A 24,104-nucleotide genomic window follows, 5' to 3' on the forward strand; every position below is an offset into this window, starting at 1 on the left:
TCCTCTAAGGCATACGAATCTTGCGCAAAGATCGCTCCTGTTAAGGCATAGGCTGAAGTTTCATCAACTAATTTCAGAGTCTGATTCCATTCCGCATCTGGATATACATAAACCGTCAACACCGGTCCAAAAATTTCCTCCACCATCGTTCTCGATTTTGGATTATTTGTTAATAAAACCGTCGGCTCCACAAAATAACCCTTCGAATCATCGCAATGACCACCTGCTACAACTGACACATCCGCATCTTGTTTAGCATCCGCAATAAAGCCCGAAATCTTCGCAAAGGCTTTCGCGTCAATCACGGCATTCACAAAATTTCCAAAATCCTCTGTTCCTCCCATGCGAATCGCTGCCAAATCTTCTTTTAAATAAGCCTCCACTTGGGACCATAAAGATGCTGGAACATACGCACGCGACGCAGCCGAACATTTCTGCCCTTGGTATTCAAAAGCTCCACGGATAATCGCTACAGCTAAAGCCTTTGGTTCCGCAGATGGATGCGCAACTACAAAGTCCTTCCCTCCTGTTTCTCCCACGATACGTGGATATGATTTATAATTCGAAATATTATTACCTATGTTTTTCCAAATCGTTTGGAACACGGCTGTAGATCCTGTAAAGTGTACCCCTGCAAAATCACGGTGATTAAAGACGACATCGCCCGCCTCAGGACCATCCGCAAATACTAAATTGATTACACCCGCAGGTAATCCTGCTTCCGTCAAAATATCCATCAATAATCCTGCCGAATACACTTGACTCGGCGATGGCTTCCAAACAACTGTATTTCCCATCAACGCTGGAGCCGCAGGTAAATTACCCGCAATCGCTGTGAAATTGAATGGAGTTAGTGCATAAACAAAACCTTCCAATGCGCGATACTCCACGCGATTCCACACCCCCGGCGAAGATATCGGCTGGTCCGCATAAATCTGCGAAGCATAATGTACATTAAAACGCAAAAAATCTACCCACTCACATGCAGCGTCAATTTCTGCTTGAAAAGCGTTTTTCGATTGCCCCAACATTGTTCGAGCGTTTAAATCCATGCGGTATTTGGTTGCCGACAATTCTGCTGCTTTCAAAAAGATTGCTGCGCGGCGCTCCCAAGGTGTCGCCGACCAGGCTGCATGGGCTGCTAAGGCGGCATCAATCGCTTGGCCAACTTCCTTTTTCCCTCCTTCATAATAATGACCCAAAACATGTTGGTGATCATGCGGACAAGTCATGGCTACCTTTTGAGCACCTTGAACGGATTTCCCGCCGATATACATGGGAATATCGATTTGTTTGGCACGAAGTTCGGCTAATTTATTTTGCAATTGCTCCCGCTCTTTCGATCCGGATGCATATGCTAAAATAGGCTCATTAATAGGTGTAGGTACTTGAAAGAAACCTGTTGACATGGCTTTGTATATTTGTTGATGTGTAATTCCCTCGCAAATTACGGCTTTTAACATAAAATTCAAGGCTCAAAGTTTAAGTAGGGCCTTAGTCGCTCCCAAACGGAGGGCTCAATCAATTTGATTTGAATCAATGCCCCATAATCAGAAATAACGCCATGTTGTTTTCGAAAATTCAAAACGACTTTGGCCTGTGCATAGGGTAAATAAGGATGACGAAATTCATTCCAAATCGCCCGATTCACAAACAAGGGCCGATAAACCCCTTTGCCGAGTTGGAATTTCCGCAAATGCTGCTTTACCCAAATTGTATCTATTCCATATACCTCTTTCAATTGTTCGGCGGATGCAAAACCACCCAAACGCTCACGAAAGGTCAATATACGTTTGGCAAAGCCTGGGCCAATTCCCGGCAAAGCCACCCAGGCCGCGGAATCCGCCTCATTGATATTGATCTTCCATTCTTGGGATTTTTTGACGTAATGCGGATAGGTAAAAGTTCGCTTATATATAGGATGACTTTTGTATACAAAATTCAGTTTTCGATTTGCGGTCTTTTGGGCAATGTAAATTTCCTCAAAGTGCTTGGGATTAATCAAGTCGACTTCCGACTGTAATTCAACATATTGATATATCGCATGTATCCCCATCCCAAGCATAACCAAGCCCATCAAGAAATAAATGCCTAGTATTTCTTGTCGGGTCATACCGAGCGTAAAGCGGAGGTAAAATTTTAGTCGGGGGAGCATGGGGGAACAGTTATCAGTGGGCAGTAATCAGTCGTCAGTCGCTAGTCGCTAGTCAAATGTATTTTAAAATTCATAACGAAAGAGCTCCTATTGCATTGTATCAATTAGTTGATAAACAATTCATGGGTTAAGAGGGAAGAGTTGAGAGGGAAGAGCGAAAAGTGAGGAGCTGAGAGTGAAGAGTTGAAAGGGAAGAGTGAAGAACTAAGAATTAAGAGTGAAGAGTTAAGAAGTAAGAGGTAAGATATGTTCGGTGTTCGGTGCTCACTGACCACTGACAACTAGTGACTTCCTCCGGACTTCGGACAGCCCACTGACAACTGATGACTAGTGACTAGTGACTAGTGACTATCGACTACTTCGGACTTCATGCTAGGTAAGAACTAAGAGTGAAGAAAGAATATCTTCCTTCGGACTATTTCCCTCCGGACTTCGGACTATTTCCCTTCGGACTCCGGACTGCCCACTGCCAACTGATGACTAGCGACTGCCGACTAGCGACTAGTGACTACTTCGGCCTATTTCCCTCCGGACCTCGGACTATTTTCCTCCGGACTTCGGACTGCCCACTGCCAACTGATGACTAGCGACTGCCGACTAGCGACTAGTGACTACTTCGGCCTATTTCCCTCCGGACCGTCGGACTATTTTCCTCCGGACTTCCCACTGACAACTGATGACTAGCGACTAGTGACTAGTGACTATCGACTACTTCGGACTTCATGCTAGGTAAGAACTAAGAGTGAATATCTTCCTTCGGACTATTTCCCTTCGGACTCCGGACTGCCCACTGCCAACTGATGACTAGCGACTGCCGACTAGCGACTAGTGACTACTTCGGCCTATTTCCCTCCGGACCTCGGACTGCCGACTAGTGACTGCCGACTAGCGACTATTGACCAGCGACTGAAAAAAATCCCTCCCCTATTTGGCAATTAAAAAACTTTTACTAATTTTGCAGGCTATTTTAGGATTAACGCCTCCGGGCGAATCCGCAGATTGTTTTTCTGAAACACAATTCTCTTATCGTAGGGGAGGCGCAAAGGGAAATCCAATCTGATCTCTACGAGGCATTCAGCTTTTAATTTTCGTCGGAAACGGCGAGAAATTGCGCCCACGGGCCATTTTTCATTTTAATTTAAAACGTATAAAGCCTTGAGTAACATCACTGCCACAGGAAGACACAGCTTTGCGAAAACGCAGTCTGTGATCAATTATCCAGATTTTCTGGATATCCAAGTCCAATCCTTCCAGGATTTTTTCCAGCTAGAGACAGCTGCTGAAAACCGTACTGACGAAGGTTTATTTAAAGTGTTTGCTGAAAATTTTCCTATCGCGGATTCGCGTGAAAATTTCGTTTTGTCGTTTGTCGACTACTCAGTAGATCCACCGAAATATTCGGTAGATGAGTGTATCGACCGCGGTTTGACGTATTCAGTACCTTTAAAAGCGAAATTGCGTTTGATCTGTAACGATACAGACAACGAGGATTTCCAAACCATCGAACAAGAGGTTTTCTTAGGAAACATCCCTTACATGACCGAGCGTGGATCATTCGTGATCAACGGTGCGGAGCGTGTAATCGTTTCTCAGCTACACCGTTCACCAGGTGTGTTCTTCGCGCAATCGAAGCACACAAACGGAACGAAATTGTATTCGGCGCGTATCATTCCATTCAAGGGTTCTTGGATTGAATTTGCTACGGACGTTAACAATGTGATGTATGCGTACATCGACCGTAAGAAAAAGTTCCCTGTAACCGTATTGCTTCGTGCCATTGGTTACGGAAATGATAAGGATATCTTGGATTTATTTGGCTTAGCTGAAGAAATCAAGGTTGATAAAAAAGCTGTGAAAGGCATCGTAGGTCGTCGTTTGGCGGCACGAGTTTTGAAAACATGGCAAGAAGACTTCGTAGATGAAGATACAGGTGAGGTAGTTTCTATCGACCGTAACGAAATCTTGATCGAACGTGATACCGTTATCACGGAGAACGAAGTAGAGACGATCTTAGAATCAGGTTCTGCAACGGTTATCTTGCACAAAGATGACGTGAACGTTTCTGACTACAACATCATTTACAATACGTTGCAAAAAGATACTTCAAACTCTGAGAAAGAGGCCGTTGAAGTTATCTACAAGCAATTACGTAATACAGATGCTCCCGATGAGCAAACGGCACGTGACATCATCCAAAACTTGTTCTTCTCAGACAAGCGTTACGATTTGGGTGAAGTAGGTCGTTACCGTATCAATAAAAAATTAGGTCATGATATCCCAATGGATGTTAAAGTCTTGACCAAAGAAGATATCATCTCAATCGTGAAGTATTTGATCGGTTTGATCAACTCACGTGCGGTAGTCGATGATATTGACCACTTATCTAACCGTCGTGTTCGTACCGTAGGTGAGCAATTATATGCTCAATTCGGTGTAGGTCTTGCACGTATGGCGCGTACGATCAAAGAACGTATGAATGTTCGTGACAACGAAGATTTCAAACCGGTTGACTTGATCAATGCTCGTACATTATCGTCGGTGATTAACTCGTTCTTTGGAACAAACCAACTATCTCAATTCATGGATCAAACGAATCCATTGGCTGAGATTACGCACAAGCGTCGTATGTCGGCACTAGGGCCAGGTGGTCTTTCTCGTGAAAGAGCAGGTTTCGAGGTTCGTGACGTTCACTATACGCACTACGGTCGTCTTTGTACGATTGAAACACCCGAGGGACCCAACATTGGTTTGATTTCTTCTCTATGTGTTCACGCGAAAGTAAACTCAATGGGCTTCATCGAAACACCTTACCGTTTGATCGATGGTGGTAAAGTAGATACAACAAGCCGCGTAGAATATTTAACTGCAGAAGAGGAAGATGGTAAAAACATCGTTCAAGCGAATGCTCCTATCGACATGAAATCAGGTAAATTCTTATCTGACCGTGTGAAGGCTCGTTTTGAAGGTGATTTCCCATTGGTAAATCCAGCGGATGCACAATACATGGACGTTGCTCCTAACCAAATCGTTTCGGTTGCCGCTTCATTGATTCCTTTCTTGGAGCATGATGATGCCAACCGTGCCTTGATGGGATCCAACATGCAACGCCAAGCGGTACCGCTTTTACGTCCTGAAGCTCCTATCGTAGGAACAGGTCTTGAGCACCGTGTGGCGATTGACTCTCGTACGTTAGTTGTAGCTGAAGGTGATGGTGTGATTGAATACGTTGACGCATTGAAAATTGTTGTTAACTACGATCAAACTGAATCAGAAGCGCTTATCAGCTTTGACGGATCATTGAAAACATACGAATTGATCAAATTCCGCAGAACGAACCAAGATACAACGATCAACTTAAAGCCGATCGTGTTCAAAGGTGAGAAAGTGAAGAAAGGTCAAGCGCTTTGCCAAGGTTATGCAACAGAGGCAGGTGAATTAGCATTAGGCCGTAACATGAAAGTGGCGTTCATGCCATGGCAAGGTTACAACTTTGAGGATGCGATCGTAATCTCAGAAAAAGTTGTTCGTGACGATATCTTTACTTCGATCCACATTGAAGAATTCGAATTAGAAGTTCGTGATACAAAACGTGGTGAAGAGGAATTGACATCTGAAATTCCAAACGTATCTGAAGAAACAGTTCGTAACCTAGACGAGAACGGTGTTGTTCGCGTAGGTGCTGAAGTGAAAGAAGGAGATATCTTGATTGGTAAGATCACACCAAAAGGTGAGTCGGATCCAACACCAGAAGAAAAATTATTACGTGCCATCTTTGGGGACAAAGCGGGTGATGTGAAAGATGCTTCGAAGAAAGCGCCACCATCATTAAAAGGTGTGGTAATCGATACGAAGTTGTTCTCCCGTCCTAAGAAGGATAAAGAAGAGCGTGAGAAATCGAAAGCTGAATTGAAGAAGTTAATGAAGGAATACAGCAAAGACCTTTTGGAGATTCGTCGCCAAATGATCGAAAAAACTGTTGCCATCTTAGCGGGTAAAACTTGCGCAGGTATTAAGCACAAATTCGGTACGGTTATCGTAGAGAAGGGTGTTAAATTCTCAGCAAAGAACATCGAAGAATTATTATTCCCAGATAAAAACTTGTATCGTGATGAGTCTACTTACGCAGTTCAAGAAGAAGCAAACTTGCTTTCTGACTTGATCGTTGAAGAAGCTACTTCTGATGCAGTATTGAACAAATTGTTCATGAACCTTATTAAGAACTTCAACGTGAAGCGTAATGAAATCGCTGGTCGATTCAAGCGTGAGCGTTTCGTTCTTGAAGTAGGTGATGAATTACCTGCTGGAATCGTGAAGTTGGCGAAAGTCTACATCGCAAAGAAACGTAAGTTGAAAGTAGGTGATAAGATGGCGGGCCGTCACGGTAATAAGGGTGTTGTAGCTCGTATCGTTCGTGAAGAAGATATGCCATTCTTAGAAGATGGAACACCGGTAGATATCGTATTGAATCCACTAGGGGTACCATCTCGTATGAACTTAGGTCAAATTTACGAGACTGTATTAGGTTGGGCTGGTCAAAAATTAGGTAAGCGTTATGCTACGCCAATTTTCGACGGTGGAACTGAGGCAGAAGTTGCGGCAGAATTAACGGCAGCTGGTCTACCAGATTGGGGTCGTACTTACCTATACAATGGTTTAACGGGAGATAAATTTGATCAACCGGTCACTGTGGGTATCATTTACATGTTGAAACTTGGTCACTTGGTAGATGATAAAATGCACGCACGTTCAATTGGACCATACTCATTGATTACACAACAACCATTGGGTGGTAAAGCTCAATTCGGTGGTCAGCGTTTCGGTGAGATGGAGGTTTGGGCACTTGAGGCCTTCGGAGCAGCGAATATCTTGCAAGAGATCTTAACTGTGAAGTCGGATGACGTGATCGGCCGTGCCAAAGCGTACGAGGCAATTGTGAAAGGCGAGAATATGCCTAAGCCAAACATTCCAGAATCATTCAACGTATTGATTCACGAATTGAGAGGTTTAGCTCTTGAAATCACACTTGAGTAATCATTTATCGGGCCGCTAACACCGGCCCTTAAAAAGAAATCATTTTCCAATTAAATACATCGAAAATGTCATTTAAAAAGACGAGAAAACTGAACAGCGATTTCCAAAAAGTGACCATCTCATTGGCATCACCGGAGTCGATTCTTGAAAGTTCAAACGGTGAGGTAACTCAACCGGAGACAATTAACTACCGTACCTACAAACCCGAAATGGGTGGTTTGTTCTGCGAGCGTATTTTTGGTCCAACAAAGGACTGGGAGTGTCATTGCGGGAAATATAAGCGTATTCGTTACAAAGGCATCATCTGCGACCGTTGCGGTGTAGAGGTGACTGAGAAAAAAGTACGTCGTGAGCGTATGGGCCACATCGAATTAGTGGTTCCAGTTGCACACATCTGGTACTTCCGTAGCTTACCGAACAAAATCGGTTACATGCTTGGATTATCAACGAAGAAATTAGATCAAATTATCTACTACGAGCGGTATTGTGTCGTTCAAGCAGGTATGTACGCGGAAGAAGGAAAGATTGGTAGCCAATACCTTGATTTCTTAACAGAAGACGAGTACTTAGATATCTTAGACAAATTACCACGCGAAAACCAACACCTTCCTGATGAAGATCCACAGAAATTCATCGCGAAAATGGGTGCTGACGCATTAAATATGTTGTTGACGCGTATCGACTTAGACAGCTTATCGGCTGATTTACGTCACTCGGCGGACACAGAATCTTCACAACAACGTAAGGCTGAAGCCTTGAAGCGTTTGAAAGTGGTAGAAGCGTTCCGTGAGTCGATCGGTCGTATCGACAACCGTCCAGAGTGGATGATCATCAAAATGGTTCCTGTAATTCCACCAGAATTACGTCCATTGGTGCCATTGGATGGAGGTCGTTTTGCGACATCTGACTTGAACGATTTATATCGTCGTGTAATTATCCGTAACAACCGTTTGAAGCGTTTGATCGAGATCAAAGCGCCAGAGGTAATCTTACGTAACGAAAAACGTATGTTGCAAGAGGCTGTTGACAGCTTATTTGACAACTCACGTAAAGTAAATGCGGTTCGTTCAGAAGGTAACCGTGCCTTGAAATCTCTTTCAGATATGTTGAAAGGTAAGCAAGGTCGTTTCCGTCAAAACTTATTAGGTAAGCGTGTCGATTATTCTGGTCGTTCGGTTATCGTCGTAGGTCCAGAATTGAAAATGCACGAATGTGGTCTTCCAAAAGATATGGCGGCTGAATTATTCAAGCCGTTTGTTATCCGTAAGTTGATCGAACGTGGAATTGTAAAAACAGTTAAGTCTGCGAAGAAAATTGTTGATCGTAAAGATCCAGTGGTTTGGGATATTTTGGAAAATGTGATGAAAGGACACCCCGTTCTTTTAAACCGTGCTCCTACCCTTCACCGTTTGGGTATCCAAGCTTTCCAACCGAAATTAATCGAAGGAAAAGCGATCCAATTGCACCCATTAACGTGTACGGCATTTAACGCCGATTTCGATGGTGACCAGATGGCGGTTCACGTTCCACTAGGACATGAAGCGATTTTGGAAGCCTCGTTATTAATGCTTGCATCACATAACATCTTGAACCCAGCGAATGGTGCGCCAATTACGGTACCATCTCAGGACATGGTGTTAGGTTTATATTATGTAACAAAAGGACGTAAGTCGACTCCAGATCACAAAGTAGCAGGTGAAGGATCTCGTTTCTACGGATTTGAGGAGGTTGTTATCGCCTTGAACGAGAAGAAATTATCGAAGCACGCGAACATCGTGGTGAAAGCTACGGTTCGTAAGGAAGATGGTACATTGGTTCAAGAAATGGTGGAAACTGTTGCGGGACGTGTATTGTTCAACTTATGTGTTCCAGAGGCAGTAGGTTACATCAATGAGTTATTGACGAAGAAGAAGTTGCAACAAATCATCTCACATGTTCATAAGATCTGTGGTATGGCTCGTACAGCACAATTCTTGGATGATATCAAAGAATTAGGTTTCCAACAAGCCTTCCACGGTGGTTTATCGATGGGTATTGGTGATGTTCAAATTCCTGCTGAAAAAGCTTCATTAGTGAAGAAAGCACAGGAAGATGTTCAAGCGGTTTGGGACAACTACTTAATGGGTTTAATCACAGATAACGAGCGTTACAACGCAGTTATTGACATCTGGACAAAAGTTAACTCGAAAATTACCGAGACTTTGATGAAGCAGATGGAAGAGGATAACCAAGGATTTAACGCCATCTACATGATGATGCACTCGGGAGCCCGTGGTTCTCGTGAGCAAATTCGTCAACTAGGTGGTATGCGTGGTTTGATGGCGAAACCTCAGAAGAACTTACAAGGTTCAGTAGGTGAAATCATCGAAAACCCAATCCTTTCTAACTTTAAAGAAGGTCTTGACGTATTAGAGTACTTTATCTCAACACACGGTGCGCGTAAAGGTTTGGCAGATACTGCCTTGAAAACAGCCGATGCGGGTTACTTGACTCGTCGTTTACATGACGTAGCGCAAGACGTTATCGTGAATGAAGAAGATTGTGGTACTTTACGTGGTATCGAAGTATTCCCATTGAAAGACAATGAGGAAATCATCGAACCATTATCAGAGCGTATCTTAGGTCGTGTATCTGTACATGATGTAATTGATCCAGTTTCTGGCGAAATGATCGTGGCTTCAGGCGATGAAATCACGGAGATCGCAGCACAGAAAATCGACGAAACAGCTATCGATTCAGTAGAAATTCGTTCCGTATTAACTTGCGAAACACGTAGTGGTGTTTGTGCGAAGTGTTACGGACGTAACCTTTCTACCGCTCGTATGGTGAACATCGGTGAGGCAGTAGGTGTAATTGCATCGCAGTCAATCGGTGAGCCAGGAACGCAGTTGACTTTACGTACATTCCACGTTGGGGGTACAGCACAAAACGTTTCCTTGGATGCGAGTGTGAAAGCGAAATTTGATGGTGTCATCAATTTTGAAGAAGTTCGTTCGGTAAGCTCAACGGATTCAGACGGTAACCCAACTGAAATCGTGATGGGTCGTTCGGGTGAGGTTCAAATTGTTAACCCAGCAAACAAGCAGGTGTTGATTTCGAACAACGTACCTTACGGTTCATTCTTACGAGTGAAAGAAGGACAAACGATCAAAAAAGGCGAAGAAATTTGCGTTTGGGATCCATACAATGCCGTTATCTTATCTGAAGCAGAAGGTAAAGTAGAATTCGAGGCAATCGAAGAAAACAATACATACAAAGAGGAAGCGGATGAGCAAACAGGTATGCGTGAGAAGGTAATTATCGAATCGAAAGATAAGACGAAAAACCCATCCGTATTAGTTGTTGCGAAAGGCAAAGAAAACTTAGTTTACAACGTACCAGTAGGTGCACGTTTAGCTATCGACGAAGGAGATAAAATCAAAGCGGGTCAAATCATCGCGAAGATTCCACGTGCGGCAGGTAAAACGCGTGACATTACGGGAGGTCTACCACGTGTAACGGAATTATTCGAGGCACGTAACCCATCTAACCCAGCGGTTGTTTCTGAAATCGATGGTGTTATTTCATACGGTGTGATCAAACGTGGTAACCGTGAGATTATCGTTACTCCGAAAGAAGGAACGGAACGTCGTTACTTGGTGCCATTGACTCGTTTCATCTTGGTACAAAACAATGACTTCGTACGTGCAGGTATGCCATTATCTGACGGCGCGATTACGCCATCAGATATCTTGAAAATCAAAGGACCTACAGCGGTTCAAGAATACTTAGTCAATGAGATTCAAGATGTATACCGTTTACAAGGTGTAAAAATCAATGATAAACACATTGAATGTATCGTTCGTCAAATGATGCAAAAAGTGGAGATCCTTGAACCAGGTGATACGCAATTCTTGCAAGGTCAAAACGTAGATCGTTTTGTCTTCCGCTTAGAAAATGATACCATCTTGGATAAGAAGGTCATCACAGATGCAGGTGAATCAGATAAGTACAAAGCAGGTATGATTCTTTCAGCACGTGCTTTACGTGATGAGAATTCATCATTGAAGCGTCGTGACTTGAAATTGATGAAAGTACGTGATGCGCAAGCAGCGGTATCTTCATCTAACTTACAAGGTATCACACAAGCTTCATTGGGTACTGATTCATTCATCTCAGCAGCATCGTTCCAGGAAACAACGAAAGTTCTTTCTGAAGCATCGATTCGTGCGAAACAAGATACCTTAGACGGCTTGAAAGAGAACGTTATCGTAGGTCACTTGATTCCAGCGGGTACAGGTGTTCGTCGCTATCTAAACATTTTAGTAAACTCATCTGATGAGTTGAAAACCTTGGAAAAAGCGACTGCAACGGAAGTTGAAGAAGTGAAAGAAACAGCAGCAAGCAACTAATTTCTGCTTGTAGCTTACGATTACAGAACCCCGGACGGCAACGTTCGGGGTTCTTTTTTTATCAGCATCTTGATAAATGCTTTTTTCGAATAAGGTTTCCTCCTAATGTGTGCCAAATTCAGGCATGGTTAAGATCAAACAACAGGATATCAAAGACTGCGGCATTGCTTGTCTCGCATCCGTGGGACAACATTATGGTTTACACATCCCGCAAGCTAAAATTCGCCATTGGGCACAAACCGACTTACATGGAACAAATCTCATGGGGATGTTACATGCGGCTTCCTGCATGGGATTGGAGGCGAAAGCGCTGCGCGGAACACGGCAAAACTTAACGCATATTCCACTGCCTGGTATTGTACATGGCGTTTTAGAGAACAATTTGAGCCATTTCATGGTGCTGGACCGCTTCAATGAGCAGCGGGTCTATGTGATGGACCCTAGCGATGGCTCAGCACGGAAAATGACCTGGGAGGAGTTCGGTCGCTTTTGGACGGGGATCATTATCTTGCTGAAACCCGGCGAAAATTTCAATGCTTATCAGGAACAGTCCTCCAGCTATGCGCGCATCTGGGAGCTTATCCGACCACATAAATTCCGATTTATTTTCACTTGGCTCCTAGCCCTTGTCTATACCGTATTGGGGCTAACGATGAGTTTATTCATCCAGCAGCTATCTGATGTGATTATCCCGCTAAAACAGTATGCTTTATTGCAAAGCTATTCGTTGGCGATGCTTGGTATATTAGTCTTGCAATTCGCTTTACAGGCATATAAAACGAAGACCATGCTGGCCGTGGGCCAACAACTCGATTATGGAATTATGCGTGGTTATTTCAGCCATATTTTCACCTTACCGCAACGTTTTTTTGATACGTTCAGAGTGGGGGAAATTATGTCTCGCGTCAGTGATGCCGTTAAGATCAGGCAATTTATCAATGAAGTGATGATCGATCTTTTTCTGAATGCCAGCATTGTTCTTTCTGCCTATGCCCTCTTGTTCTGGTGGGATAAACGACTTGCGTGGTTGATGCTCCCGCTCATACCCCTGCATGCGGCCGTTTATGGAATTACCAACCGCTGGAACCGTGAGCAAGAGCGGCAAATGATGGAAAATACCGCCAATTTAGAAAATCATTTAGTCGAATCGATTGGTCAGGCCAAGACTGTCAAAATGTATGGAATACATGAATTCCTTCAAGCGCAAACACAGGCATTATTAAGTACGTTCCTCGGAGAAGCCTATGCATCCAAACGAGTCAATTATATCTCGGAATGGGCTGTCCAAGGCATGCGCGCGCTTTTTATTTTATTATTGCTTTGGCAAGGGGGTCAATTGGTCATGCAGGATCGCTTGAGCATGGGAGAGCTTTTTGCCTTGTTCGCGTTGTATAATTATTTTTCAGGTCCATTAGCGCAGTTAACTCAAGTCAACAAATCTTGGCAAGCGGCAAAAATAGCTAGTGAACGTCTGTATGATATTTTAGATACCAACGTGGAGGATATGGGAAATCGGGTCCCGCTAAATCTTGGGACTTCCTTGGCATTTCAGCAAGTGAATTTTCAATATGGTTTTCGAAAGCACATTCTACAAAATGTAAGTTTGGAATGCCGCATGGGAGAATTTACCGGTATCGTTGGTGAAAGTGGTTCTGGCAAAAGCACCCTCTTTCATCTGATGCAGAAACTATACCCCATTTCATCCGGTCGAATCACGTGGAATGGAGAATCAATTGAGCGATTGTCGACGGAGGTACTCCGACAAAAAATTGCCTGCGTCCCACAAGAAATCGAATTGTTCAATGGAAGCATTGCTGCCAACATCGCCTTAGGGGATTTACATCCAAATCAGGAGCGAATGAAGGAAATCGTAGATGCCTTAGGATTAGGCGATCTTATTAAACAACTAGACCATGGATTCGAAACGCTTGTTGGCGACCATGGAATCGCCCTATCCGGTGGCCAAAAACAACGTTTAGGTATTGCTAGGGCGTTATATCGCCAACCGGAGGTCATCCTACTTGATGAGGCAACTGCGGCATTAGACACGGCAGCTGAAATGCAAGTATTACGAACCATAAGGGAACGGGTGGGCACCGTTGTATTGATTAGCCATCGCATGCAGAATTTTCGAGACGCTCATTGCATCTATGTTATGCAAGCTGGAACCTGCGTCGAATCAGGTTCACACATCGAATTAATGCGGGAAGGGACAGCCTATTTTGCGCTACTGGAAAAACAAAATGGCCAATTGGTTTAATCTCTCCTTGCACTTTTGTAAATTCAAAACTTATAACAATTGATTATGGAAAATCCCACAGACGAGAACCAACTGAATATCGAATTACCTGAAGAATTGGCGGAAGGCGCTTATGTAAATTTAGCCTTGATTGCCCACTCACCATCTGAATTTGTCATGGATTTTATCCGCATTTTACCGGGCATTCCGAAAGGAAAAGTCAAGTCGCGCGTAGTCATGACGCCAGATCATGCTTACCGACTATTACAAGCTTTGCAAGAGAATGTACAACGCTATGAAGATAGTTTTGGACCTATTAATAAGGACGGAGGAGATGGGGGCTTTCAATTTCCGATGAGCTATAATGGCCCAATAGGAGAAGCGTAATCGTTTTAGATTTTTTATTATTCCCAAAGCCCGAAAAACTTCGGGCTTTTTGGGTAAAAATGGGGCTTATTCGCCTTTTAAGAGGAAAGAACAACAATAGCAGTAGGCATGGCCATATTAAATAGACAAAATTTAACAGCAGGATTTAGCTCCAAGATTTCAGTTCAAACCCCGAATCCAGCGGTTTTCGATTACCCTGAAAAAGTATTGCAATTTGGGACGGGCGTTTTGTTACGTGGATTATGTGATTTCTTTATTGACAAAGCCAATCGCGCGGGCCAATTTAAAGGGCGGGTTGTGGTGGTTAAATCCACTGACCGACCAGGTGCTGACGCTTTTACTGAACAAGATGGATTATTTACCCATTGCATCAAAGGAATCGAAGATGGTGTTGCGATCGAAGAAACGGTCATTAATGCCAGTATCTCACGAACTATTACCGCTGCAACAGCTTGGAATGAAATTTTAGCTTGCGCTGCGAGTAGTGACATGCAGGTCATTATTTCCAACACAACGGAAGTTGGCATTCAATACCATGCAAATGACCCCATCGATGGAGGCTGCCCAAAATCATTCCCTGCGAAGCTTTTGGCATTTTTATATGCCCGTTGGCAACATTTCAACGGCACATCTGAATCGGGAATGATCATCATCCCGACCGAATTAATCATTAACAATGGCGATGTGCTGAAAGAAATCGTCTTGAAATTAGCGGCAGATCATCAATTGCCAGAGGCATTTGTCGCTTGGTTACAAGACGCGAACCATTTCTGCAACTCCTTGGTAGATCGCATTGTACCCGGCACACCGGATGCAGCGACATCAGCCGCAATTTGTGCGGATTTGGGCTACGAAGACAAGAACTTAATCATTTCCGAAGTCTATCGCTTGTGGGCGATTCAAGGAGGAGCGAAAGTACGAGAAGTACTCAGTTTCGCGAAGGCAGATGCAGGTGTCGTCATCGCTGATGACATCGAAATTTACCGAGAATTAAAATTACGCTTATTGAATGGCACGCATACCTTGATGTGCGGGATGTCATTTTTATTGGGTTTCCGTCTTGTAAAAGATGTGATGGCCAATGGTTATTTGAGCAAATTAGTGATGAACTTAATGCTCAGCGAATTAGCCTTAGCCATTCCGTATAAAATGGATTTCAAGGTGGCTGATCGATTTGGCCGTTCGGTGCTCGATCGTTTCCGCAATCCTTTTATCAATCACAAGTTGATTGACATTACGGTCCAATACACGACCAAAATGCGTATGCGTAATATTCCATTACTCGTTCAATACTACCAAGAATTCGGAAAAGCACCGGAATTATTTGCCATGGGTTTTGCGGCCTATTTGCAATTCATGCATGCGGTGAAGGAAGAAAATGGTAAGTATTATGGAGATGCCAACGGTGAGTTGTATCCTATCAACTGTGATTACGCAGCCCATTTTTACGAGGCGTGGAAAGATTTTGATTTGAAAAAAGTATTAGCAGATACGAGTCTTTGGGGTGCTGATTTAAGCGCATTGCCCGGATTTGAGGCAGCTGTACAGAAATACATATAATAACCTATGAAGGCTTTTTTAAACGAAGATTTTTTATTGCAAACGCCTACGGCGCAGACGCTATATCACGATTTTGCGGCCAAGATGCCCATCATCGATTACCATAATCACTTGGTTCCGCAGCAGATCGCAGAAGACAAGCAATTTGATAACATTACCCAAATCTGGTTGTACGGCGACCATTACAAATGGCGTGCGATGCGTGCACATGGTGTCAATGAAAAATACATCACAGGTAATGCAAGTGATGAAGAAAAATTCATGAAATGGGCGGAAACCGTTCCTTACACGATGCGAAATCCTTTGTACCATTGGACGCACCTGGAATTACAGCGCTATTTCGGTGTAACGGAATTATTGAACAAAGACTCCGCGAAACGCATTTATGATCATTGTTCAGCATTACTTCGCACAAAGGAGTATTCTGTACGGAATTTGTTGTTGAAAATGAACGTGAAAGCGCTTTGTACGACGGATGATCCGATCGACAACTTGAGCTATCACAAGCAAATCGCAGCCAGTGGATTTGAGATTAAGGTCTTACCTACTTTCCGTCCCGACAAAGCGATGGGCGTGGATGATGAACTTATTTTTGTGGAATATGTCAACGCGTTAGCTACGGCAGCGGGCCAATCCATTCGCAGCTTGGCGGATTACAAAGCAGCGATTAAAGCAAGACATGATTTCTTCCATGAAGCCGGTTGCCGCTTAAGCGATCATGGTTTAGAACATATCTATGCCGAAGAATTTACGGAGGAAGAAATCGAATTGATTTTTGAGCGTTTAATCACAGGAAAGTTAATCAGCAAGAAAGAAAAATGGCAATTTAAGTCGGCGATGTTAGTCTACCTCGCACACTTAGATCATGCACGCGGCTGGACCCAACAATTTCATTTGGGTGCGATTCGCAATAACAATGCGCGTTTATTAGGTGCACTTGGCCCAGACACAGGATTTGATTCGATAGGAGATTTTGAACAAGCGAAACCGCTTTCGGCATTTTTGAATCACTTGGATTCAACGAATCAATTGGCCAAAACGATTCTTTACAATTTGAATCCACGGGACAATGAATTGCTAGCAACCATGACCGGCAACTTCCAAGATGGAACCATCGTAGGCAAGATGCAATTCGGTTCTGGTTGGTGGTTTTTGGACCAAAAAGATGGCATGGAGAAGCAAATCAATGCGCTGTCCAACATGGGAATGTTGAGCCACTTTGTGGGGATGTTGACGGACTCACGCAGCTTCTTATCTTTCCCAAGACATGAATATTTCCGCAGAATCTTGTGTAATTTACTCGGCCAAGATGTGGAGAATGGAGAATTGCCAGCCGACATCGCTTGGTTAGGTAAACTCGTAGAGGATATTTCGTACAAAAATGCATCAGCGTTTTTTAACTTTGAATAAAGCATGAAAAAAGTAGTCACGTTTGGGGAAATCATGGGACGTTTAAGTCCTCCGGGCTATTCCCGTATTGTGCAAACACAGTCATTTAACATCACCTATGGGGGTGGCGAGGCGAACGTTGCGGGCGGATTAGCCCATTTGGGGATTCCCGCAAAACATGTTACCCGTTTTCCAAATAACGAATTAGGAAAAGCTGCAGCAGGATATTATGCACAAGTAGGCGTTGACACGAGCGACATTGTCTACGGCGAAGGCCGATTAGGCTTGTATTTTGTGGAATTTGGTGCAGCCATGCGCCCGAGCAAAGTGACTTATGATCGCGCGGATTCGGCATTTGCCAACTTGAGTCCGTCTGAATTCAACTGGCAGGAGATTTTCAAGGATGCTTGTTGGTTCCACTGGACGGGTATCAGTCCGGCCATATCGGAATCGGCGGCACAAGCCTTGCGCGAAGCTATTTCAGTGGCAAACGCCTTAGGAATCACGGTTTCCGCGGACGTCAATTATCGTAAGAATCTTTGGCAATATGGGAAATCCGTACAAGAAGTCATGCCGGAACTGATTGAAGGTTGTGACATCATCGTATGTGGTAAAGGCGATGCGGAAGACATATTAGGCATTGTTCCCGATGGCAGCACGAAAAGCGGTTGGCATTCCATCTGCAAACAAATCAAGGCGCAATTCCCTCGTCTGAAAAAAATCATCAATACAAAACGCGGTCAAATATCTGCTTCTCAGAATACGCTAAGTGCCGTTTCATTCGATGGAGATAAAGTTTTAAAATCAGACACGGTTGAAATTAGCCAAATTGTCGATCGGATTGGTGGCGGTGACGCCTTCATGGCCGGGTATATTTATGGGAATTTGATCTATGGTGACGAGGCACAATCCTTGGCATTTGGTGTTGCGGCCTCCGCGTTAAAACATACCATTGAAGGCGATATTAATCGGGCAAATTTGGATGAAATTGAACTAGTAATGAAAGGCGACCTAAGTGGTCGTTTAAACCGATAATTATGGCAAGAAATAGCTCTTCCGTTGTATACCAACGCATCTCTGAAACTCCCATTATCCCCTTATTTTTCAATGCGGATTTAGGTGTGGCGCAATCTGTATTAAAAGCCTGTTATGATGGGGGAATTCGCGTGTTTGAATTCACGAATCGGGGTGCGGAAGCGCCAGCCATTTTTGCCAATTTAATTGGCTTTTGTGAAAAGGAATGTCCGGATTTGGTACTCGGAATCGGTACGATATACGATGCCAAACAAGCATCTGAATTCATTCAAATGGGGGCTGATTTCATGTTGCAACCCTTCACAACGCCAGAAGTAGGTGAGGTTTGTGCGAAACATGATATCCCATGGATGCCAGGAACGATGACCTTGACGGAGATTCGTAATGCGGAAGTATTAGGAGCGAAAATCGTTAAAATATTTCCAGGTAATGTGGTAGGACCCGGTTTTGTGAAAGCGATCAAAGGACCTATGCCGCATAGTAAAATCATGGTGACGGGTGGTGTTGAACCCACGCATGAAAGTATGAAAACCTGGTTTGATGCAGGTGCTTCGGCGGTCGGAATGGGATCACAATTATTCCCCCCAGCGCTGATAGCAAAACAAGATTACCAAAGTATATCGAATACGATTAGTGATTTAATAACAATTTATAAGGGTCTAAAATAACCCGAACAAATCCCTCTAAACCATGAATAAAATAGGAACGTATCGCTGGCGAATTTGCGCCTTGCTCTTTTTCGCGACGACGATCAACTACCTGGATCGCCAGGTAATTGGTTTATTAAAGCCCGTTTTGGAAGACCAATTTAACTGGTCGGAAACTGACTACTCCAACATCGTTATCACCTTCCAGGCGGCTTATGCCATTAGTTTATTGGGATTCGGTGGAATCATCGATCGCATTGGGACCAAATTAGGTTATACCATTTCGATCATCGTTTGGAGTATTGCGGCGATGTTACATGCCTTGGCAACAGGAACCTTGAGCTTCGCTTTCATGCGCGGACTTTTAGGACTAGGTGAAGCGGGCAATTTCCCAGCGGCGATTAAGACGACTGCGGAATGGTTTCCTAAAAACGAACGGGCATTAGCGACTGGAATTTTTAATTCGGGAGCCAACATTGGCGCTGTAGCAGCACCTATATTAGTACCTTGGATTTTGGGAGTTTACGGTTGGGAAATGGCTTTTATCGTCACAGGAGCAATCGGTTTTATTTGGTTGATTTTCTGGTGGTTCTATTACGAAGTACCTTCCAAACACAAGATGTTATCCAAAGAGGAATTTGACTACATCCATGCGGACAAAGAAGAAAAAGATGAGAATCAAGATCCGGTGAAATGGGGTCGTTTATTTGGCTTTAAACAAACCTACGCGTTCGTGTTTGGAAAAATGTTGACAGATCCCATTTGGTGGTTTTTCTTATTCTGGTTGCCATCGTATTTCAATGAGCGTTTCCATTTAGACTTGAAAAAGCCGAGTATTGAGTTAATCATTGTTTATACGGCGACGACCATTGGCAGTATTGGCGGAGGTTGGTTGTCGGGCTGGTTGATCAACAAAGGATGGCCTTCGTTCAAGGCACGTAAATATTCCATGTTGGGCTTCGCCTTAGCTGTTGTACCTATTATGATGGCGCGTTATTGCGATAACATTTGGCAAGCGGTAGCGTTAATTTCCTTAGCAGCTGCGGCACACCAAGCCTGGAGTGCAAACATCTATTCGATTGCGACGGATATGTTCCCGAAGAAAGCAGTTAGTTCGGTGATTGGGATCGGAGGAATGGCTGGATCCGTGGGAGGTATTTTCTTCCCAATGATTGTTGGATTCTTGTTGGACAAATACAAATTAGCCGGAGATATCAACGACGGTTATAACATCATCTTCTTGCTCTGTGGAAGTGCGTATGTATTAGCTTGGGCGATTATTTATACGCTTGCGCCTAAATTAGAAACTGCGAATATCGATTAGTTGATATAATTTTTTGATATCCCCTTCGTTAGCTTTGCCAAACCTTTAAGGATTGGCAAAGCTTAAGGGCGATGTCATTTTTGCTTGCCAAAGGCAATTGCAGTTCCTCCCCATCCGCTCGGAAAATGGTCACTTGATTCGTATCGGTTCCAAATCCCGCTCCTGCGTCGCGCATGGAATTCAACACAATGTAATCGAGATTTTTACGGATTAATTTGGCCTTTGCATTCGCCTCCTCATTTTCCGTTTCTAATGCAAAGCCTACCAATACTTGATCAGACCGTTTCAACGCTCCCATTTGGGCTAAGATATCTGTGGTTTTTTCTAAGTCGATAGACCAGGCCTCCATCTGTTTTTTAATTTTTTCATTTGCTACCTGAACTGGCCGATAATCCGCTACCGCGGCAGCCATGATGCAGATGTCAGCTGCTGAAAATGCAGCCAAACAAGCTGTTTCCATTTCGGCAGCCGTTGTTACGGGAATAATTTGAATCTCGGAATATTGAGGCTTGCTAGGCATGGGCCCTGCGACGAAAGTCACATCTGCCCCGAGAAGGTACATCGCTTCCGCTAAAGCAATTCCCATTTTTCCTGATGAGTGATTTGATATAAAGCGAACAGGGTCAAGTGCTTCCTGGGTTGGACCAGCAGAAATCAACACGCGTTTCCCCGCAAAGTCTTGTTGGCGAAATACCTGCGAACACATCGCTTGAATAATCTCTTCCGGTTCCGTCATACGGCCAGGTCCCGACAAACCCGAAGCGAGCGAACCCGTATTAACATCCAAAACATGCGTTCCTCTAGAACGTAAAGTGGCGAGTGACGCCTGAGTTGCCGCGTGCAAAAACATATCCTCATCCATCGCAGGTGCGACCATCACGGGGCACCGCGCGGAAAGAAAAGTGGCTAAGACCAAATTGTCACACAAGCCATTCGCCATTTTCCCTAAGGTATGACAAGTGGCCGGGGCAATTAACATCAGATCCCCCCAAAGCCCTAACTCCACATGGTTATTCCAGTTGTTATGCTCATGAAATTCGATCCAAACAGGATGCTTCGAGAAGGTGCTTAACACCAAAGGCGAGACAAAATCTTGTGCGGCTTTCGTCATGACCACGCGAACTTCGGCACCTTGTTTGGTCAATAATCGAACCAACATGATGCATTTATAAGCGGCAATACTACCTGTAATGCCTAGAATTATTCGTTTCCCCTGTAACATAAGGCCAAAAATAGGTAATATTGCCTGATATTTTATTCAATGAAACAATTCCTAACACAAGATGCCTTAAAATCCTACCTGCAAAACAAAGGTGGGAGCATTGGTTTTGTCCCAACGATGGGGGCATTGCACGAAGGACATCTCGCCCTTATTAAGGCGGCAAAAGCACAATGTGAACAAGTGGTTTGCAGCATATTTGTCAATCCGACGCAATTCAACGACCCTAGCGATTTTGAAAAATACCCTAAAACCTTAGCGAACGATATAAAATTATTAACGGAAACAGGTTGTGATATCGTCTATACACCGGAAGTAGATGATTTGTATCCATCCGGCATGAAGAATTTACCACATTATCCCCTCGGCCGTTTGGAGGAATTACTCGAAGGCGCGCACCGTCCAGGCCATTTTCAGGGCGTTTGTGTCGTTGTGGACCGACTATTACAGGCTGTGCAACCTAGCCATTTATATATGGGGCAAAAGGATTTTCAGCAAATCGCAATTATCCGAAAAATGCTTGAAATCACGAAATCTAATGTGAATTTAATCGAGTGTCCTACTGTTCGTGAATCGAGCGGATTAGCCATGAGTAGTCGGAATAGCCGACTAAGTGCTGAACAAAAAACACAAGCCTTAGCAATCTTTCAAGGATTTAATAGCCCATCAGCAGCGGCATTTGAATCGGCATTAGTAGCAAACGGTTTTGAGACCGTTGACTATGTTGCTTGCTGTGATCCCATAACATTAGAAAATAAACCTTGGGACGAACGTCCCTGTCAGATTTTGGTCGCCGCGTTTATCGGTGGTGTCCGACTGATCGATAATCAATTCATGCCATGAGCTACTTAAAAGAATTCAAAAAAATCACCACGCACAGTTTGTTGCAGATGAAGCAACAAAACGAACGCATTTCGATGCTCACCTGTTACGATTATTCGATGGCCTTGTTGTTGGATTCCGCAGGGGTCGATTGCCTACTCGTAGGGGATAGTGCTAGCAATGTCATGGCGGGGCACGAAACTACATTGCCTATTACCTTAGACCAAATGATTTATCACGCACAATGTGTTGTTCGAGGAACGAATCGTGCACTTGTCATTGTGGATTTGCCTTTTGGTTCTTATCAATCCAACTCGGAGATTGCCCTATCTTCTGCCATTCGCATCATGAAGGAAACAGGAGCGCATGCCATCAAATTAGAGGGCGGTTTAGAGGTGGTCGATAGTATTAAAAAGATTGTTGGCGCAGGCATTCCCGTTATGGGACATTTGGGATTAACTCCTCAGAGTATTTATCAATTTGGATCTTACGGCGTTCGTGCCAAAGAAGCGGATGAGGCCAATAAACTACTAGCAGAAGCGCAACTCTTGCAAGAGGCTGGGTGTTTTGGATTGGTTTTGGAAAAAATCCCAGCGGAACTGGCGAAACAAGTGAGTGAGCAACTCCGCATCCCGACCATCGGGATAGGCGCGGGTAACGCTTGCGATGGCCAGGTACTTGTGATGCATGACATGCTTGGAATTAATACGGAATTTAAACCGCGTTTTTTACGCCGCTATTTAAATTTAGGCGAATTAATTCCGCAGGCAGTCAAAGCCTATGTTGCTGATGTGAAAAGTCAAGATTTCCCGAACGCGGGAGAATCGTATTAGACTAGACGGTTAGCTGCGTTAGGAAAAACAACTGTGGGTTTGAAGGTTTTGGCTAGTTCAAAATCCATCAAGGCATAGGAAATAATGATGACAATGTCACCTACGACAGCCTTGCGAGCTGCAGGGCCATTCAAACAAATAATTCCTGAGCCTCGTTCGCCTTTGATTAGGTAGGTTTCGATACGTTCCCCGTTGTTGACATTCACCACTTGGATTTTCTCATGCTCAAGCATGTTGGCGGCTTCCATTAAATCGGCATCCATGGTTAGGCTCCCTACGTAATCGATATTCGCTTCTGTAACCGTTGCACGGTGAACTTTTGATTTTAATATTTGTATTTGATACATAATTAGGCGGTCGTTTTGAGGCACAAAATTACCAAATATTAATTTGAATGAAATGAAACTGTTATTAGATTTTGGGAATACGCGCTTAAAATATGCCGTTTATGAGGGTCATACGAAAATAAACGCAGGAATTATCGCTGATTTAACGGTAGAGAGCATCCGCCAAATACCCTATTTCGCGCAGGTTGAGTCCATTCATCTGAGCACGGTCATCGATATACCTAGCCCATTATCGAAATTGTTTTCTGCCAAATTGGTTCCAAATCAGTTGGTCATTCCCGGAAAAGACTACGATGTAAGCAGCTTGGGAGAGGATCGAATCTTATTGGCCTTAGGAGCCGGACCGAGTCATTTAACCATCTGTTTGGGGACTTGCATCACCTATAATTTAACAGATGAATCCCATGCATTTGTCGGGGGAGCCATCAGTCCTGGCATAGGCATGCGAGGTAAGGCGATGCATGAACAAACAGCCAAATTACCTCATTTAATACCACAAATAAACTATCCCCATTTTGGAGATAATACCGCAAGCAATCTACTTGCAGGTGTGATGGCCGGTGTTGAGTTTGAAATAAAAGGTTTCGTGGAGGAAGCACAAAAAAGAATACCAAACCTTCAGATTGTTTTAACTGGAGGGGACGCGCAATACTTTGAACACCTCTACCCTGTCGATCCGGATTTAGTTTGGAAGGGGATGCTGATTTGAATATCAATTAAGTGAT

At 43.9% G+C, this 24,104-nt stretch carries 16 protein-coding genes (1 of these 16 cut by a window edge); 12 read left to right on the forward strand and 4 right to left on the reverse strand.

What is annotated here, in order from left to right:
* Both pruA and PQG45_RS08695 read right to left on the reverse strand, forming a co-directional pair.
* Positions 1 to 1,409: the 5' portion of an L-glutamate gamma-semialdehyde dehydrogenase gene (pruA, locus tag PQG45_RS08690; protein ID WP_315575078.1), read on the reverse strand. 217 nt of this gene lie to the left of the window's left edge; only the first 1,409 of its 1,626 coding nucleotides appear in the window; its start codon is at positions 1,407 to 1,409; its stop codon lies beyond the left edge, outside the window.
* 59 nt (positions 1,410 to 1,468) lie between these two features.
* Positions 1,469 to 2,113, reverse strand: a complete 645-nt coding sequence (locus PQG45_RS08695) for a helix-hairpin-helix domain-containing protein (RefSeq protein WP_315574244.1) — start codon at positions 2,111 to 2,113, stop codon at positions 1,469 to 1,471.
* A gap of 1,197 nt (positions 2,114 to 3,310) precedes the next feature.
* Here PQG45_RS08695 and rpoB point away from each other — a divergent pair.
* The 9 genes from rpoB (at position 3,311) to PQG45_RS08740 (ending at position 20,158) form a co-directional block, all read left to right on the forward strand.
* Entirely contained in the window at positions 3,311 to 7,186 is a 3,876-nt protein-coding gene (gene rpoB / locus PQG45_RS08700) for a DNA-directed RNA polymerase subunit beta (RefSeq protein WP_315574245.1), read from the forward strand.
* A 65-nt stretch (positions 7,187 to 7,251) separates the two neighbouring features.
* The gene (gene rpoC, locus PQG45_RS08705) at positions 7,252 to 11,577 is read left to right on the forward strand and encodes a DNA-directed RNA polymerase subunit beta' (protein ID WP_315574246.1); all 4,326 of its coding nucleotides are present in this window, start codon (positions 7,252 to 7,254) and stop codon (positions 11,575 to 11,577) included.
* A gap of 124 nt (positions 11,578 to 11,701) precedes the next feature.
* On the forward strand, positions 11,702 to 13,837 hold the full coding sequence (locus tag PQG45_RS08710; RefSeq protein WP_315574247.1) for a peptidase domain-containing ABC transporter: 2,136 nt from the start codon (positions 11,702 to 11,704) through the stop codon (positions 13,835 to 13,837).
* A 45-nt stretch (positions 13,838 to 13,882) separates the two neighbouring features.
* Positions 13,883 to 14,203 (forward strand): DUF3467 domain-containing protein, encoded by a 321-nt coding sequence (locus PQG45_RS08715; protein ID WP_315574248.1) that lies wholly within the window; start codon positions 13,883 to 13,885, stop codon positions 14,201 to 14,203.
* 108 nt (positions 14,204 to 14,311) lie between these two features.
* Positions 14,312 to 15,763 (forward strand): tagaturonate reductase, encoded by a 1,452-nt coding sequence (locus tag PQG45_RS08720; protein ID WP_315574249.1) that lies wholly within the window; start codon positions 14,312 to 14,314, stop codon positions 15,761 to 15,763.
* 6 nt (positions 15,764 to 15,769) lie between these two features.
* The gene (uxaC, locus tag PQG45_RS08725; RefSeq protein ID WP_315574250.1) at positions 15,770 to 17,173 is read left to right on the forward strand and encodes a glucuronate isomerase; all 1,404 of its coding nucleotides are present in this window, start codon (positions 15,770 to 15,772) and stop codon (positions 17,171 to 17,173) included.
* A 3-nt stretch (positions 17,174 to 17,176) separates the two neighbouring features.
* Positions 17,177 to 18,187, forward strand: coding sequence for a sugar kinase (locus tag PQG45_RS08730; RefSeq protein ID WP_315574251.1), 1,011 nt, complete (start codon positions 17,177 to 17,179; stop codon positions 18,185 to 18,187).
* A 2-nt stretch (positions 18,188 to 18,189) separates the two neighbouring features.
* Positions 18,190 to 18,855 carry a bifunctional 4-hydroxy-2-oxoglutarate aldolase/2-dehydro-3-deoxy-phosphogluconate aldolase gene (locus PQG45_RS08735; RefSeq protein ID WP_315574252.1) on the forward strand — a complete coding sequence of 222 codons (666 nt, stop codon included), beginning with the start codon at positions 18,190 to 18,192 and terminating at the stop codon, positions 18,853 to 18,855.
* A 22-nt stretch (positions 18,856 to 18,877) separates the two neighbouring features.
* Positions 18,878 to 20,158 carry an MFS transporter gene (locus tag PQG45_RS08740; RefSeq protein ID WP_316070692.1) on the forward strand — a complete coding sequence of 427 codons (1,281 nt, stop codon included), beginning with the start codon at positions 18,878 to 18,880 and terminating at the stop codon, positions 20,156 to 20,158.
* A 28-nt stretch (positions 20,159 to 20,186) separates the two neighbouring features.
* On the opposite strand, the gene coaBC is transcribed toward PQG45_RS08740, so the two are convergent.
* A complete protein-coding gene (coaBC, locus tag PQG45_RS08745) occupies positions 20,187 to 21,380 on the reverse strand; it encodes a bifunctional phosphopantothenoylcysteine decarboxylase/phosphopantothenate--cysteine ligase CoaBC (RefSeq protein WP_315574254.1) in 1,194 nt (397 codons plus the stop codon).
* A 39-nt stretch (positions 21,381 to 21,419) separates the two neighbouring features.
* Between coaBC and panC the strand changes: the two genes are divergently transcribed.
* Together panC and panB are read left to right on the forward strand one after the other, a co-directional pair.
* Complete coding sequence (panC, locus tag PQG45_RS08750; RefSeq protein WP_316070693.1) at positions 21,420 to 22,220, forward strand: pantoate--beta-alanine ligase; 801 nt, start codon at positions 21,420 to 21,422, stop codon at positions 22,218 to 22,220.
* Complete coding sequence (panB, locus tag PQG45_RS08755) at positions 22,217 to 23,032, forward strand: 3-methyl-2-oxobutanoate hydroxymethyltransferase (RefSeq protein WP_315574256.1); 816 nt, start codon at positions 22,217 to 22,219, stop codon at positions 23,030 to 23,032. Before panC ends, panB begins: the two co-directional genes overlap by 4 nt.
* Here panB and panD read toward each other — a convergent pair.
* Entirely contained in the window at positions 23,029 to 23,379 is a 351-nt protein-coding gene (gene panD, locus PQG45_RS08760; RefSeq protein ID WP_315574257.1) for an aspartate 1-decarboxylase, read from the reverse strand. The genes panB and panD overlap by 4 nt on opposite strands.
* 52 nt (positions 23,380 to 23,431) lie before the next feature.
* On the opposite strand from panD, the gene PQG45_RS08765 reads away from it, so the two are divergent.
* Entirely contained in the window at positions 23,432 to 24,088 is a 657-nt protein-coding gene (locus tag PQG45_RS08765) for a type III pantothenate kinase (protein WP_316070694.1), read from the forward strand.
* Positions 24,089 to 24,104: the final 16 nt, after the last annotated feature.

It is taken from the genome of Aquirufa regiilacus (assembly GCF_032470275.1).
GTDB classification, from domain to species: Bacteria; Bacteroidota; Bacteroidia; order Cytophagales; family Spirosomataceae; genus Aquirufa; species Aquirufa regiilacus.

Excerpts from the sequence above, each read along its gene's own strand:
- PQG45_RS08730 (WP_315574251.1), top strand. The coding sequence starts at position 17,177 with ATGAAAAAAGTAGTCACGTTTGGGGAAATCATGGGACGTTTAAGTCCT.
- panB (WP_315574256.1), top strand. The coding sequence starts at position 22,217 with ATGAGCTACTTAAAAGAATTCAAAAAAATCACCACGCACAGTTTGTTG.
- coaBC (WP_315574254.1), bottom strand. The coding sequence starts at position 21,380 with ATGTTACAGGGGAAACGAATAATTCTAGGCATTACAGGTAGTATTGCC.
- PQG45_RS08720 (WP_315574249.1), top strand. The coding sequence starts at position 14,312 with ATGGCCATATTAAATAGACAAAATTTAACAGCAGGATTTAGCTCCAAG.
- PQG45_RS08735 (WP_315574252.1), top strand. The coding sequence starts at position 18,190 with ATGGCAAGAAATAGCTCTTCCGTTGTATACCAACGCATCTCTGAAACT.
- uxaC (WP_315574250.1), top strand. The coding sequence starts at position 15,770 with ATGAAGGCTTTTTTAAACGAAGATTTTTTATTGCAAACGCCTACGGCG.
- panD (WP_315574257.1), bottom strand. The coding sequence starts at position 23,379 with ATGTATCAAATACAAATATTAAAATCAAAAGTTCACCGTGCAACGGTT.
- PQG45_RS08765 (WP_316070694.1), top strand. The coding sequence starts at position 23,432 with ATGAAACTGTTATTAGATTTTGGGAATACGCGCTTAAAATATGCCGTT.
- PQG45_RS08740 (WP_316070692.1), top strand. The coding sequence starts at position 18,878 with ATGAATAAAATAGGAACGTATCGCTGGCGAATTTGCGCCTTGCTCTTT.
- PQG45_RS08710 (WP_315574247.1), top strand. The coding sequence starts at position 11,702 with ATGGTTAAGATCAAACAACAGGATATCAAAGACTGCGGCATTGCTTGT.
- PQG45_RS08715 (WP_315574248.1), top strand. The coding sequence starts at position 13,883 with ATGGAAAATCCCACAGACGAGAACCAACTGAATATCGAATTACCTGAA.
- panC (WP_316070693.1), top strand. The coding sequence starts at position 21,420 with ATGAAACAATTCCTAACACAAGATGCCTTAAAATCCTACCTGCAAAAC.
- rpoC (WP_315574246.1), top strand. The coding sequence starts at position 7,252 with ATGTCATTTAAAAAGACGAGAAAACTGAACAGCGATTTCCAAAAAGTG.
- PQG45_RS08695 (WP_315574244.1), bottom strand. The coding sequence starts at position 2,113 with ATGACCCGACAAGAAATACTAGGCATTTATTTCTTGATGGGCTTGGTT.